The sequence below is a fragment of the Nocardioides sp. genome (assembly GCF_047606145.1).
GTDB lineage: Bacteria > Actinomycetota > Actinomycetes > Propionibacteriales > Nocardioidaceae > Nocardioides.
Genome location: NZ_JASGET010000107.1, coordinates 1 through 13,373, shown reverse-complemented (window position 1 = coordinate 13,373; position 13,373 = coordinate 1). Strand labels below are relative to the sequence as shown.

14 protein-coding genes and 2 tRNA genes are annotated in these 13,373 nt (G+C 72.0%); 8 read left to right on the top strand and 8 right to left on the bottom strand.

Annotated features, from left to right (window positions below; translation table 11 throughout):
- Window positions 1-49: 49 nt before the first annotated feature.
- From QM638_RS13750 to QM638_RS13730, 5 genes are all read right to left on the bottom strand, one after another.
- Window positions 50-122, bottom strand: a tRNA-Glu gene (locus QM638_RS13750).
- A gap of 125 nt (window positions 123-247) precedes the next feature.
- Window positions 248-319: transfer RNA gene (locus QM638_RS13745), tRNA-Gln, on the bottom strand.
- Window positions 320-430: 111 nt separating this feature from the next.
- On the bottom strand, window positions 431-1,372 hold the full coding sequence (locus QM638_RS13740) for a lysostaphin resistance A-like protein (RefSeq protein ID WP_415142602.1): 942 nt from the start codon (window positions 1,370-1,372) through the stop codon (window positions 431-433).
- Between the two features lie 4 nt (window positions 1,373-1,376).
- Window positions 1,377-2,843: a glutamate--tRNA ligase gene (gene gltX, locus QM638_RS13735; protein ID WP_415142600.1), complete on the bottom strand. Its 1,467-nt coding sequence runs from the start codon at window positions 2,841-2,843 to the stop codon at window positions 1,377-1,379.
- Window positions 2,840-3,667, bottom strand: a complete 828-nt coding sequence (locus QM638_RS13730) for a fumarylacetoacetate hydrolase family protein (RefSeq protein ID WP_415142599.1) — start codon at window positions 3,665-3,667, stop codon at window positions 2,840-2,842. The genes gltX and QM638_RS13730 overlap by 4 nt, the downstream gene beginning before the upstream one ends.
- Before the next feature lie 32 nt (window positions 3,668-3,699).
- On the opposite strand from QM638_RS13730, the gene QM638_RS13725 reads away from it, so the two are divergent.
- Window positions 3,700-4,593, top strand: a complete 894-nt coding sequence (locus QM638_RS13725; protein WP_415142597.1) for a 3-methyladenine DNA glycosylase — start codon at window positions 3,700-3,702, stop codon at window positions 4,591-4,593.
- A gap of 45 nt (window positions 4,594-4,638) precedes the next feature.
- Here the strand turns inward: QM638_RS13725 and QM638_RS13720 are convergent, their stop codons facing one another.
- Complete coding sequence (locus tag QM638_RS13720; protein ID WP_415142595.1) at window positions 4,639-5,211, bottom strand: TetR/AcrR family transcriptional regulator C-terminal domain-containing protein; 573 nt, start codon at window positions 5,209-5,211, stop codon at window positions 4,639-4,641.
- A gap of 112 nt (window positions 5,212-5,323) precedes the next feature.
- Between QM638_RS13720 and QM638_RS13715 the strand changes: the two genes are divergently transcribed.
- Genes QM638_RS13715 through QM638_RS13705 form a run of 3 tightly spaced genes read left to right on the top strand, consistent with a single transcriptional unit; the run spans window position 5,324 to window position 7,234 of the window.
- Window positions 5,324-5,932, top strand: coding sequence for a biotin transporter BioY (locus QM638_RS13715; RefSeq protein ID WP_415142593.1), 609 nt, complete (start codon window positions 5,324-5,326; stop codon window positions 5,930-5,932).
- Between the two features lie 4 nt (window positions 5,933-5,936).
- On the top strand, window positions 5,937-6,632 hold the full coding sequence (locus tag QM638_RS13710) for an energy-coupling factor ABC transporter ATP-binding protein (protein ID WP_415142591.1): 696 nt from the start codon (window positions 5,937-5,939) through the stop codon (window positions 6,630-6,632).
- On the top strand, window positions 6,629-7,234 hold the full coding sequence (locus QM638_RS13705) for a CbiQ family ECF transporter T component (protein WP_415142589.1): 606 nt from the start codon (window positions 6,629-6,631) through the stop codon (window positions 7,232-7,234). Before QM638_RS13710 ends, QM638_RS13705 begins: the two co-directional genes overlap by 4 nt.
- A 78-nt stretch (window positions 7,235-7,312) precedes the next feature.
- Here QM638_RS13705 and QM638_RS13700 read toward each other — a convergent pair whose 3' ends face one another.
- Window positions 7,313-8,719: an amidase gene (locus tag QM638_RS13700; RefSeq protein WP_415142587.1), complete on the bottom strand. Its 1,407-nt coding sequence runs from the start codon at window positions 8,717-8,719 to the stop codon at window positions 7,313-7,315.
- A gap of 252 nt (window positions 8,720-8,971) precedes the next feature.
- On the opposite strand from QM638_RS13700, the gene QM638_RS13695 reads away from it, so the two are divergent.
- From QM638_RS13695 to QM638_RS13680, 4 genes are read left to right on the top strand one after another with little or no spacing between them, the layout of a single operon-like run.
- Window positions 8,972-9,880: an ABC transporter ATP-binding protein gene (locus QM638_RS13695; RefSeq protein WP_415142585.1), complete on the top strand. Its 909-nt coding sequence runs from the start codon at window positions 8,972-8,974 to the stop codon at window positions 9,878-9,880.
- Window positions 9,877-10,755, top strand: a complete 879-nt coding sequence (locus QM638_RS13690) for an ABC transporter permease subunit (protein ID WP_415142583.1) — start codon at window positions 9,877-9,879, stop codon at window positions 10,753-10,755. The genes QM638_RS13695 and QM638_RS13690 overlap by 4 nt, the downstream gene beginning before the upstream one ends.
- Before the next feature lie 33 nt (window positions 10,756-10,788).
- On the top strand, window positions 10,789-12,108 hold the full coding sequence (locus QM638_RS13685; protein ID WP_415142581.1) for a sensor histidine kinase: 1,320 nt from the start codon (window positions 10,789-10,791) through the stop codon (window positions 12,106-12,108).
- Window positions 12,105-12,812, top strand: coding sequence for a response regulator (locus QM638_RS13680; protein WP_415142579.1), 708 nt, complete (start codon window positions 12,105-12,107; stop codon window positions 12,810-12,812). Before QM638_RS13685 ends, QM638_RS13680 begins: the two co-directional genes overlap by 4 nt.
- A gap of 41 nt (window positions 12,813-12,853) precedes the next feature.
- Here the strand turns inward: QM638_RS13680 and QM638_RS13675 are convergent, their stop codons facing one another.
- Window positions 12,854-13,252 carry a hypothetical protein gene (locus tag QM638_RS13675; protein WP_415142577.1) on the bottom strand — a complete coding sequence of 133 codons (399 nt, stop codon included), beginning with the start codon at window positions 13,250-13,252 and terminating at the stop codon, window positions 12,854-12,856.
- Window positions 13,253-13,373: the final 121 nt, after the last annotated feature.

The window sequence follows — 13,373 nt, the reverse complement described above, 5'->3', positions numbered from 1 at the left end:
GTGGCCCTGACCTGCATCTCTGCAGGTCAGGGCCACTTTTCGCTTCGCGTACCCCCGACCGGATTCGAACCGGCGCTACCGCCGTGAGAGGGCGGCGTGCTAGGCCGCTACACAACGGGGGCCTGGCAACACATGTTGCACGGTGTTGGCCTTGCGGCCAACGAGCAGAAACCTTAGCCGACCGGCGGGTCTCTGCCCAAATCGATGACCGGCCTCGTCGCGCTGACTCGACCGAGCGATCGACTCGCTGGGGTACTAGGACTCGAACCTAGAATAACTGGACCAGAACCAGTCGTGTTGCCAATTACACCATACCCCATCGACTTTGTAGTCGATGCGGTCCGAAGCTCCGCGTTCGGCGCTCGAACCGAACCGAAACATTACAGGCGACCCGCGCCGGGGGCGAAATCGGGCCTCGCCGGTGTCCGGGTCACGCGGTGACCCGGACGATCCCCTGCCGCCGGGTGGCCCACCAGGTCAGGGCGAGGTAGAGCAGGGACTGGGTGAGGGTCACCGGGATGTTCCACCAGCTCGCCGTGGTCGAGTTGAGCGAGTCCGAGATGCTGCCGAAGGCGAGCGCCAGGCCGTAGGCGACGAAGTTGTTGAGCACATGCATGGCGATGCCGGCCTCCAGCCCACCGGTCACGATCACCAGGATGCCGGCGACCAGGCCGAAGGCGAGCCGATCGAAGAACAGCGGCACGTTCTGGGTGCCGTGGGCCAGGGCGAAGAGCACCGCCGGTACGACGACGGTGGCGATCCGCGAGGAGATGACCCCGCCGCAGGCCTGCATCAGGTAGCCGCGGAAGAGGAACTCCTCTCCGGCCGCCTGCAACGGGGTCAACACCACGATGACCAGGACGAAGTCGAGAGTGGTGGCGGTGAAGCTGTGCACCTGGCCACCGAGGTCGGTCTCGGAGTCGGCGGGCACGATCGAGCTGACGATCAGCGTCGCCACCAGCGTCACCGCCGCCAGCCCGAGACAGCCGGCGAACCAGCGCCAGCGGAACCTGCCGACCACCGAGACCAACCAGCCCGGCGACATCCCGTGCAGATATCGGGTCAGCAGGACGGTGATCGGGATGGCGATCGCCAGGGTGAGGTTCACATAGGCGAGCACCGACGGGGTGACGTGCGCGGTGTCGCCGAGCCGGTCGAGGCTCGCGTCGACGTCCTGCCCACGGATCGCGAACCAGGCCGCGAAGCCGATCCCGATCACCTCCGGGCCCACCACCAGCAGCAGCGTGATCAGGCTGATCGCACCGACCACCGGGCGCCACCAGCCGTCCCGGCCCGCACAGTGCAGCCGCTCGTAGGTCAGCCCGGCCGACGGCTCGAGGACCCCGTTGCCTCCTTCGGCCAACGCCGTCACTGCCTCAGCCCAGCGCTGCCTGCAGCCGGCCCAGGCTACGCTCGCGGCCGAGCAGCTCCATCGACTCGAAGAGCGGCGGGCTGATCCGCTTGCCGGTCACCGCGACCCGTACCGGGCCGAAGGCCTTGCGCGGCTTGAGCCCGAGTCCGTCGACCAGGGCCGCCTGCAGCGACGCCTGGATCTCGGCGGTCGACCACTGCTCGAGACCGGCCAGCGCGTCGTACGACGCCCGGACGGCGGCCAGACCGTCGGCGTCGAGGAGCTTGGCCGCGTCGGCCTCGTCGAGGCCGAAGGAGTCCTCATCGACGAAGAGGAAGCCCAGCATCCCGCTGGCCTCGGCGAGCTTGTTGATCCGCTCGGCCACCAGCGGCATCGCCGCCTCCAGCAACTGGGCGTCGGCGTCGCCGACCGGGTCGGAGATCACGCCGTCGCGCTTGAGGAACGGGATGACCCGGTGGGTGATCTCCTCCACCGAGAGCATCCGCATGTGCGCGGCGTTGATCGCCTCGGCCTTCTTGAGATCGAAGCGCGCCGGGTTCGGGTTCACGTCGGCGATCTCGAACGCCTCGACCATCTCCTCGAGGTCGAAGACGTCCCGGTCGGCGGCGATCGCCCAGCCGAGCAGCGCCAGGTAGTTGAGCAGCCCCTCGGGCAGGAAGCCCTCGTCGCGGTAGGCGAACAGATGCGCCTGCGGATCCCGCTTGGACAGCTTCTTGTTGCCCTCCCCCATGATCAGCGGAAGGTGACCGAACCGCGGCACCGCCTTCGAGATCCCCAGATCGACCAGCGCCCGGTGCAGCGGGATCTGCCGCGGAGTGCTGGAGAGCAGGTCCTCGCCGCGGAGCACGTGGGTGATCTCCATGAGGGCGTCGTCGACCGGGTTCACCAGGGTGTAGAGCGGATCCCCGTTGGCCCGGCAGAGCGCGAAGTCGGGCACGTGCCGCGTCTCGAAGGTGACCTCGCCGCGCACCGCGTCGTCCCAGGTGATCGAGCCGTCGGGCATCCGGAAGCGGACCACCGAGGGGCGCCCCTCGGCCTCGAAGACGGCCCGCTGCTCGGCGGAGAGCTCGCGGCAGAAGCCGTCGTACCCCTGCATCTTGGAGCCGGACGCCTTCCGGCGCGCGTCGACCTCCGCGGTGGTGCAGAAGCAGTCGTAGGTGTAGGAGGAGGCCGCCAGCCTGGCCAGCACGTCGCGGTAGAGCTGGGTGCGCTCGGACTGACGATAGGGACCGTGTGGCCCGCCGACGATCGGTCCCTCGTCCCAGTCGAGGCCGAGCCACCGCAGGGCGCCGACCATGGCGTCGTACGACTCCTCGGTCGAGCGCTCCTTGTCGGTGTCCTCGATCCGGAAGACGAAGGTGCCGCCGTGCTGCCGCGCGAACACCCAGTTGTAGAGCGCCGTGCGGGCGAAGCCGACGTGCGGAGACCCGGTCGGCGAGGGGCAGAAGCGGACGCGTACGGGGCTGGTCATCGGGCTGCCACCTTGTTCGTCAGAGAGCCGATGCCCGCGACGTAGACCTCGATCTCGTCGCCGGGCTCGATGGGGCCGACACCCTCGGGAGTGCCGGTGAGGATGACGTCGCCGGGCAGCAGCGTCATCACGCTCGAGACGTGCGCCACCAGCGTCGGGATGTCGAAGATCAGGTCGGCGGTGCTGCCGTCCTGGACCACGTCGCCGTTGCGGAACGCCTGGATCCGCAACCCCTCGGCGATCCGCGCCAGGTCGACGTCGGTCTCGATCCAGGGTCCGAGCGGGCAGAACGTGTCGAAGCCCTTGGCCCGGGTGAAGTGGCCGTCCCGGCGCTGCAGGTCGCGCGCGGTGACGTCGTTGGCGACGGTGACGCCGTGGATGACCGCCGCGACGTCCTCGGCGGTGGCCGGCACATCGCGGCAGATCCGGCCGATGACGACCGCGAGCTCGCCCTCGTAGTGCAGCTCCTCGCTGGCCCGGGGCCGCAGGATGGCCTCGTCCGGTCCGATCACGCTGGTGTTGGGCTTGAGGAAGAACAACGGCTCGGCCGGCACGTCGTTGCCGAGCTCCGCGGCGTGCCGGGCGTAGTTCCGCGCGATCGCCACCACCTTGCTGCGCGGCAGCACCGGGGCGAGCAGGCGGACGTCCTCGAGCCGGTGCACCTCGTCGAGCAGGTTGATCCCGGCGTAGATCGGGTCTCCGGCCAGGGCGACCACCGTCGCACCCTCCTCGGGCTGGCCGTACTCGTCGAGCTCACCGGTGACCACGCCGAACTGGGGGTCGCCCTGGCCCGGGCCCGCCACACTGAATCTCGCGATGCGCACCGGGCGAGCCTATCGGCCTACGATCGGGTGCTGTGGAGGTGCTGTCCCGGGCCGAGTGGGAGATGCGGTCTGCGGCACACCGGCAGCGGCTGCGGCGCTACGTCGAGCCGCATCTGGCACGCCAGCGGGCCGGCCGGCGACACCCGGTGCACGACTTCGTGTTCCGCTACTACGCGCACCGCCCGAGCCAGCTGCTGCGCTGGCATCCCGGCTTCGGGGTGGGGCTGGCCCAGGGGTCGACGTACGCGTCGCTGACGGGGTACGACGCCCCCGCGGACGAGGCCGGGACGGTGAGTGTGAGCCGGGCGTATCTGCAGACCCGGCTCCCGCTGCTGCGCCCGTTGCGTCGTCTGCTGACCGCGACCGCCGCGCGTCCGGCGAACCTGGGCTGCTTCGGGCTGCACGAGTGGGCGATGGTCTACCGCGTGGAGGAGACCGGGACTCGGCACCCGCAGCCGCTGCGGCTCGGCGCGGCCGGCACCGATGCGGTGGTCGAGTCCCACCGGATCGGCTGCTCGCACTTCGACGCCTACCGCTTCTTCACCCCGGCGGCGGCGCCGCGCAACACGCTCCGGCCGGGCTCGGGCGACCGGCCGGCGTTCGAGCAGCCGGGCTGCGTGCACGCGAACATGGACCTCTACAAGCATGCCTTCCGGCTCGGCCCGCTGATCTGCTCGGACCTGGTCGCCGACTGCTTCGAGCTGGCCTGGGAGATCCGGATCCTGGACATGCGCGCGGCGCCGTACGACATGACGGGCGTCGTCTTGGATCCGACCGGTGCGGAGTGGACGCCGATCCCGATCGAGACCGCCGCCGGGAAGCGGACCTATGCCGAGGAGCAGGATCGCTTCGCGGTGCGTGCGGCGCCGCTGCGCGCACGGCTGATCGCGGAGTGCGAGCGCCTCTCGGCGCACCTCGACGAATGAGCGACCGCTGACTCCGCAGCACCCGCTCGCCTGCGGCGCAGGCCGTCAGCGGCGCAGGCCGTCAGCGGCCGGCACCTGCTGCCGGATGCCGGCCATCACCAGCGCCAGCCCGAGCGCGAAGTCGCTGGTCTCGCGCGGCTCCTCGGCCACCGCGCCGGCCGAGGCGGCCTGCAGCTGGGTCTGCTCGTCCAGGGTGTGGCCGAACACGAAGTGCAGCAGGGTGGCCACCGCGACCGGGACGAGGTCCGGGTCGAGACCGGCCCCGGCGAGCGCGGTCGTCAGCTCGTCGTACGGCGCCCGGGCACCGAGGCCGAACGCGCGGACCGCCGCGACCAGCTCGGCGCCGTCGCGGTAGGCGAGCATCGCCTCGCGCAGCTCGACGCAGATCTGCTCCGCGCGCGCATCCCATGCCGCGAGCGGAGAACGGCGTGGCCCGCGCGCCAGCACCTCGTCGGCCACCGCGGCCAGGAGCTCCTGCTTGTTCGCGACGTGGTGGTAGAGCGCGCTGGGCTGCACGCCCAGCTCGGTGCCGAGCCGGCGCATCGTGAGATCGGCGAGCCCGTATTCGTCGAGCACCCGCAACGCCCGGTCCACCACGTCGGTCCGGTGATAGCGCACCCCGTCGCCTCCTCGCGTTCGACGCCCCTGCTTGACGACCTGCGCCGTCGACCCTAACCTGAACGCCGTTCACCTGACCAGTGTTCAGGTTCGCGATCCTCAGGGAGAGGCCATGGCCGTGATGACCGACCAGTCCGAGCTCAGCAGCACCAGGAGCCGGCTGAGCACCACCGACCTCGCGCTCGTCGCCGCCTTCGCCGCGCTCATCGCGGTCTGCTCCTACCTGGCCGCGATCCCGGTCGGTGGCGGCGGCGTCCCGATCACGCTGCAGACGTTCGCGATCATGCTCACCGGGGCCTTGCTCGGCCCGCTGCGCGGCACCCTGGCGGTGATCGTCTACCTGCTGCTCGGGCTGGCCGGTCTGCCGGTCTTCGCCGAGCACTCCGCGGGCCCAGGAGTCTTCACCGGTGCCACCGCCGGCTACCTGTGGTCCTTCCCGCTGGTCGCGCTGGTGGTCGGCTTCGGCGTGAAGTACGTCGTCCGGGGTCGGCGTACCTCGGCGCTCTCGGTCTTCCTCGCCTGCGCGGTCGGCGTGCTCCTCAACCACGCCGCCGGGATCCTCGGGATGAGCATCGTGCTGCACGTCGACCTGCACACCGCTGCCGGGTTCGACGCGCCGTTCTGGCTCGGGGACGGCATCAAGGCCGCCGTCGCCGCGATCGTCGCCGCCGAGGTGCACCGCGCCTTCCCGGCGCTGCTCGGCACCACGCGCAAGCGCTGAGCAGGTGGCACGGATCCGGTTCGATCGGGCGGGCGTCGAGGTCGAGACTCCCGGCGGTGACCCGGTCACCGTGCTGCACCCCGTCGAGCTCACCCTCACCGAGCAGCGGATCGGCATCATCGGCGGCAACGGATCCGGCAAGTCGACGCTCGCCCGGCTGATCAACGGCCTGGTCTCCCCCACCTCCGGCCGCGTCCTGGTCGACGACCTCGACGTCGCCCGGCACGGCGCGGCGGTGCGACGACGGGTCGGGTTCACCTTCACCGACCCGGCCGCCCAGCTGGTCATGCCGACCTGCGTCGAGGACGTGGAGCTCTCCCTGCGCCGGCGGGTCGGCGGCGCCGACCGGCGTCGTACGGCGCTCGAGGCGCTCGCCCGCTTCGGGCTCGCCGATCGCGCCGAGGTCAGCGTGCACGCCCTCTCCGGCGGTCAGCGACAGCTGCTCGCGCTGGCCGGAGTGCTCGCCACCGAGCCCGACGTGCTCGTCTGCGACGAGCCGACCACCCTGCTCGACCTGCGCAACAGCCGGATGATCGGCGAGGTGCTCTTCTCGCTGCCGCAACAGCTCATCCTGGTCACCCATGACCTCGAGCTGGTCGCCGGCTGCGACCGGGTGCTGGTCGTGGAGGAGGGCACCCTCCGGTACGACGGCGCCGCCGACGCCGCGATCAAGGACTACCGGGACTCGGTGGCGCGATGAGTCTCACCGTCGGCGTCTACCGACCGGGCACCAGCCTGTTGCACCGACTGCCGGTCGGGCCGAAGCTGGCCGGCCTGGCGGGGCTGAGCGTGGCGATCGTGCTGGTCCGGGGGCCGTGGACCTCGGTCGGCTTCCTGGCGATCGCGGTGGCGCTGCTGCTGCTCGCCCGGCTCGACCCGCGGCCGGTGCTGCGCTCGCTGCGTGTCGTCCTCGTGGTCGCGCTGATCGTGGCCGTGCTGCAGTGGTGGCTCTTCTCCCTGGCCCGGGCCACCGAGTCGCTGCTCGACCTGGTGGCGCTCGCGCTGCTCGCGCTCACCTGCTCGGCGACGACTCCGGTGACGGCCATGCTGGACGCGATCGTGCGCTGGTGTGGGCCGCTGCGCCACGTCGGCGTCGACCCCGAACGGGTCGGACTCACCCTCGGGCTGGCGATCCAGGCGATGCCCGCCACCCTCACCCTGGCCCGCGAGACCCGTGATGCGGCGCGCGCCCGGGGGCTGGATCGCTCCCCGCGCGCCCACCTGACACCGTTCGTGATCCGCGTCGTCGCCCGCGCCCACGAGACCGGCGACGCGCTCAGGGCCCGCGGCATCGGCGACTGATGGGCCCACCGGGCCCGGCCCGGGCCCCGACCGGGCCCGGGCCCAGTCCGGCTCACCAGCCCCGATCCCCAGCCCGGGTCACCAGCCCGGCGGGCGCCGGTCGGCCCAGGGCGCGGCGGCCTCGATCTGGGCGGACAGGCCGAGCAGCAGCTCCTCCTCGGCCGGCCGGGCCGCCAGCATCACCCCGACCGGCAGGCCGTCGGGCGTCCAGTGCAGCGGCAGCGAGACCGCCGGCATCCCGGTGACGTTCCAGGCCGAGGTCCACGGGGTGAAGGCCTTCTGCGCGGCGAAGTCGGCGGCCGGGTCGGCGTCGTCGCGCAGCTCCCCCACCTTCGGCGGCACGGTGGCCAGCGTCGGGGTCAGCACGGCGTCGTACGGCGCCAGCGCGGTCAGCGCGGCGGCGGCGAAGCGCCGCATCGCGCCGATCGCCAGCCCGAACTCGGGTCCGGAGACCGCCTCGCCGCGTTCGGTCAGCCAGCGGGTCAGGGGGCGGACGAGCTCCCGTCTCGCCGGTGGCAGCGGGGTCACCGACAGCGCGGTGAGCACCGCCCAGCCGGTCTCGAAGCACGGGACCGCCTCGGCCGGCATCGGCGGATCGATGTCGACGATCTCGTGCCCCAGCGAGGCGAGCAGCGCCGAGGCCTCCTCCCAGGCCCGCGCGCACTCCGCGGCCACCGGCACCTCGGCGATCAGCGGGGTGAGGAACCGTGCCACCCGCAACCGGCCGATCGGCCGCTCGCAGGCCTCCAGGAACGTCCCGGTCGGCGGCGGCGCCCAGTACGGGTCACCGGCGCGGCGCCCGGAGAGCACGTCGAGCAGCGCCGCCGCGTCCCGCACCGTGCGGGCGATCGAGCCGGCCGTGGACAGGCCGATCGGGTCGCCGTACGTCGGTGCCGCCGAGATCCGGCCCCGGGTGGGCTTGAGGCCGACCAGACCGCAGCAGGACGCCGGGATCCGGATCGACCCGCCTCCGTCCGAGCCCTGCGCGACCGGCACCAGCCCGGCGGCCACCGCAGCCGCGGCCCCGCCGGAGGAACCGCCCGCGATCCGGGTCCGGTCCCACGGGGTCACCGCCGGCGGCGCGACGTCGGGCTCGGTGTAGCAGGGCGAGCCGAACTCCGGCGTGTTGGTCTTGCCGAGGCTGATCATCCCGGCCGCCTCGATCGCGAGGGTGACGTTGTCCGAGACCTCCGGCACGAAGTCGGCGTACGCCGCGGAGCCGAAGGTGGTCCGCACCCCGGCGGTGAGGTTCAGGTCCTTGATCGCGGTGGGCACGCCGAACAGCGGCGAGTCGCCGATCGGCCCGGCCGCGAGCCTCCGGGCACAGCTGGAGATGCGTCGCTCGGCGACCGTGACGAAGGCACCGACATCGTCGAGCCGGTCGATCCGGTCGAGATAGTGCTCGGCGAGCTCGGCGGGCGAGACCTCACAACGCCGGACCAGCTCACCCTGCTCGAGCGCGCTCAGATCGTGCAGATCGGCCATGGTGCCACGGTAGCCCGCGCGAGCAGCGGCGTGCGGCGCACACGGGTCGACGCATCGCCCATCGCCCGCATCACCCCGGCGCCGATCCCCTAGTCCCGTGGCACTACCCGCACCCGATCCCGAGAGCGGTCGCGGCCGGAGAACAGTCCTGCGGAGCGATGTGCGACTACCTGGCCGCTGCCTAGCGTCGAGGGTGACCGGCGCGCCCCACCAGGCCCGCCGCGCACAGGGTACGTCGAGGAAGGAGCACCCATGATCGAGGCCGAGGGCCTGACCAAGAGGTACGGCGAGAAGGTCGCCGTACAGGATCTGTCGTTCACCGCGGCGGAGGGCACCGTGACCGGCTTTCTCGGGCCCAACGGTGCCGGGAAGTCGACCACGATGCGGATGATCGCTGGCCTGGACGAGCCCACCAGCGGCAGCGTGCGGGTCAACGGCAAGCACTACCGCGACGCGCCTGCCCCGATGAGCGAGCTCGGCATCCTGCTGGAGGCGAAGGCGGTCCACACCGGCCGCTCCGCGCGCCACCACCTGCTGGCGCTGGCACAGACCAACGGGCTCGGTCGGCGCCGGGTGGACGAGGTCATCGAGCAGGTCGGGCTGGGCGCCGTGGCCCGCAGGCGGGTCGGTGGCTTCTCCCTCGGGATGGGGCAGCGCCTCGGGGTGGCCTCCGCCCTGCTCGGCGATCCGCAGACGGTGGTGCTCGACGAGCCCGTCAACGGCCTGGACCCCGAGGGCGTGCGGTGGATCCGCACCATGCTCACCGAGCTGGCCGAGCAGGGCCGTACCGTGTTCGTCTCCTCGCACCTGATGAGCGAGATGTCCCAGACCGCGTCCCGGCTGGTGGTGATCGGTCGCGGGCGGCTGATCGCGGACACCAGCGTCGCCGAGTTCATCGCGATGGCCGGCGGCAACAGCGTGCGGGTCCGCTCCCCCGAGGCCACCGAGCTGCGCCGCCTGCTGCTCGGCCCCACCGTCACCGTGACGAGTCCGGAGCCGAGTGTGCTGGACGTCTCCGGCCTGAGCGCCGCCGAGATCGGCGACGTGGCATGGCGGGCGCGGCTGCCGCTGCACGAGCTGTCCGCCCGCAGCGCATCCCTGGAGGAGGCCTTCATGCAGCTGACCGACGAAGCCGTGGAGTACCGGACGGAGGCGGCATGAGCACCTCTCCCACCGCGCCGCTCACCCCCACCACCTCCACCACCTCCGTCGCCTCCGTCGACGCGGCGCCCGGCGGCCGCGGCGCCACGGCGGGCGTGGGCGTCACCCAGGCACGGGTGCTGCGCGCGGAATGGACCAAGTTCCGCTCGCTGCGCTCACCGCTGATCACCCTGCTCATCGCGAGCGGCTTGATCGTCGGCCTCGGCGCGCTGATCAGCGCCCTGCGAGGCGGCGCCTACGACACCATGACGGCGGCCGAGCGGGCGACCTTCGACCCGATCGCGATCAGTCTGGGCGGCCTCACCTTCGCCGAGCTGGCCATCGGCGTCCTCGGGGTGCTGCTGATGACCGGCGAATACGCCACCGGAATGATCCGGGCCACCCTGACCGCCGTACCGAGGCGCCTGCCGGTGCTGTGGGCCAAGGTCACCATCACCTTCGTCGTCGCGTTCGTGGTCACGCTGGTGGCCACGCTGGCCGCCTTCCTGCTCGGCCAGGCGATCCTGAACGGCCATGGCCTGGGAGTCGGGCTGGGCGCCGACGGTGCGCTGCGGTCGGTGGTCGGTGCCGGACTGGCGATCGCGGTGGTCGCGGTCATCGGGCTCGCCATCGGCACCCTGCTGCGCAACACCGCCGCCGGGATCTCGACGTTCGTCGCGGTCTTCTTCGTGGTCCCGCCGCTGATGAGCCTGCTGCCCGACTCGTGGAACTCGGCCATCTCGCCGTACCTGCCCAGCAATGCCGCCGGCGCGCTGTTCGGCTCCTCGATGAGCGAGGAGACGCTGGCGCCGTGGACGGGGTTCGCCGTGCTGTGCGGGTACGCCGTCGTACTGGTCGCGGCCGCGGCCTGGCAGCTGCGCCGACGCGACGCCTGAGCCAGGCCGCGTGCACGGTCGATAATCGACGTCGTGGACCCACTCACCCGCCCCGCGCGTGCGTGGGTCCTCGACGTCTTCGTGGTGGTGGTGGCGCTGGCGTTCGCCATGCCCCACTTCACCCGGCACGAGCCCTCGCCGCACTGGGTGGCGGTGCTCGCCGTCCTGGTCCTGGACCTGCCGCTGCTGCTGCGCCGGGTCTGGCCGGTCCCGATCTTCCTGGTGGTCTTCGCGGCCACGATCGCGGCCGGGGTCTGGGACATCGCGCTGGCCGCCAACTTCGCCCTGCCGATCGCGCTGTACACCGTGGCCGCCTACCGCCCTCGGCGCCAGGCGCTGCTCGCCGCCATCGCGGTCGAGGTCGGCACCGTCGCGGCGGTGCTGGTGCTGCACGGCAACAAGCTCCTGTTGCTGGTGCTGCTGACCGGCATGGTCACCGCCGCGGTCGGTCTCGGGCTGTACTCCGCCACCAGGCGGGCGTACGTCGCCCAACTGGTCGAGCGGGCGGCCCGGCTGGAGCACGAGCGTGACCAGACCAACCGGCTGGCCGCGGCCGCCGAGCGCGCCCGGATCGCGCGGGAGATGCACGACATCGTCGCCCATCACCTCACCGTCATGGTGGCCCTCTCCGACGGCGCCGGCCGGCTGGTCGGGACCGACCCCGCACAGGCGGCCGAGGTCATCGGCACGGTCTCGGCCACCGGCCGGGACGCACTGCGCGACACCCGCCGGCTGCTCGGCGTCCTCGGCGCTCCGGAGCGACCCGGGGATCCGGATGGTGCGAATGCGCTGGAGGGTCCGGACGGTGCCAGCTCGGCGCCGACGGTCGGCGGGCCGGACGAGTCCCGCAGCCCGTTGCCCGGGCTGGCCGATCTCGACGCGCTCGTCGAACAGGTCAGGTCGACCGGCCTACCTGTCGACCTCACCGTCACCGGGACGCCGCGACAGCTCGCCGCCGAGACCGAGCTCGCCGTCTACCGGCTCGTCCAGGAGGCACTCACCAACACCCTCAAACACGCACCCGCCGGGGCGCGTGCAGGCGTCACGATCCGGTTCTCGCCGGACGCGGTGACCCTCGCCGTGACCGATGACGGCGCCGGGACGGGCCCGGTCCACGACTGGCGACCGGGCCGCGGGTTGGCCGGGATGAATGCTCGGGTGCACGCGGTCGAGGGTGACCTGAGGTCCGGGCCGCGGACGCCGTCGGGCTGGCGGGTCGAGGCGCGGATCCCGCTGCCCGGGGCTGAGGTCATGGCTGAGGTCGAGGCTGAGGTCGTGGCTGAAGATGGAGCTGACGTCGGGGCTGGAGATGGACTCGGCCCTGAAGCCACCGACGAAGGGACGAGTGCATGATCCGGGTGATCCTGGTCGATGACCAGCCGTTGCTGCGGATGGGGCTGCGGCTGGTCATCGACGCCGAGCCCGATCTGACGGTGGTGGGCGAGGCCGACGATGCCGACCGGGGACTCGCCCTGATCGCCGAGCTCAGCCCGGACGTCGTCCTCATGGATGTGCGGATGCCCGGCACCGACGGCATCACCGCGACCGCCCGGATCGTGGCCGACCATCCCGCCAGCCGGGTCCTGATCCTGACCACCTTCGACCTCGACCAGCACGTCTTCGACGGCATCCGGGCCGGTGCCAGCGGGTTTCTGCTCAAGGATGCCGCCCCACAGACCCTGGTCGCGGCGATCCGCACCATCGCCCGGGGCGAGGCGGTGCTCGCCCCGGCGGCGACCAGGCACCTGGTCGACCGGTTCGCCTCCCTCCCGGGCGACGACGCCCACCGGAGCGAGGCCGCGCCGGCCGAGCGGTCAGCTCCCGCGCGGATGGCCCGGCCGGAGGTGATCGCGGATCTCACCGAGCGCGAACGCGAGGTGTTCGGGCTGATGGCCCGGGGCCGATCGAACCGGGAGATCGCCGCCGACCTCTACCTCTCCGAGCACACCGTGAAGATCCACGTGGGTCGCATCCTGGCCAAGCTGGACCTGCGCGACCGCGTCCAGGCGGTCGTGCTGGCCTACGAGTCCGGGCTGGTCCCGCCGGAACGGGAGTGAGCCTGGCCGGCACAGGGACGCGTCGCGGCAACCGGGCGACCTCACTGGTGCAGCTCGTAGGAGATCCAGCCGAGGGTCCCCAGACCAACCACCAGCGGGATCCAGAAGATCACCACCTTGCGACGCGACAGATACCCCAGCACCACGCCGAGCACCGCGACCACCAGCCACGGCAGGAAGATCGCCCCACTCCGGCCACCACAGCTCTCTCCCTCCTGACAGCTGGCGGCGTCCACCAGCGTGAAGATGCCGAACGCGACCGACAGGAAGAAGGCGAGCACCACGTCGGCCGCGAAGATCACCCAGGCCAGCACCGCGTCGCCCGCCCACCAACCGTCCCGCACCGGCTGCGGCGGACGCGTGCGGGGGTCGATGGGTGGCGCCTGCGGCAGCGGTGCCGGCGGCGGTGAGGCGTCATCCGGATCCCGAGAACTGCTCATTGGTGCACCATCCGTGTGTCGGCGCTGATTGCAGCGGGTGTGTGGTGAGGCTTCCCGATGAACCGCCGGCCGGTGGCTGACCGCCCTGCTCGCTTGTCCGTGGAGGACCAGCATGAGATCT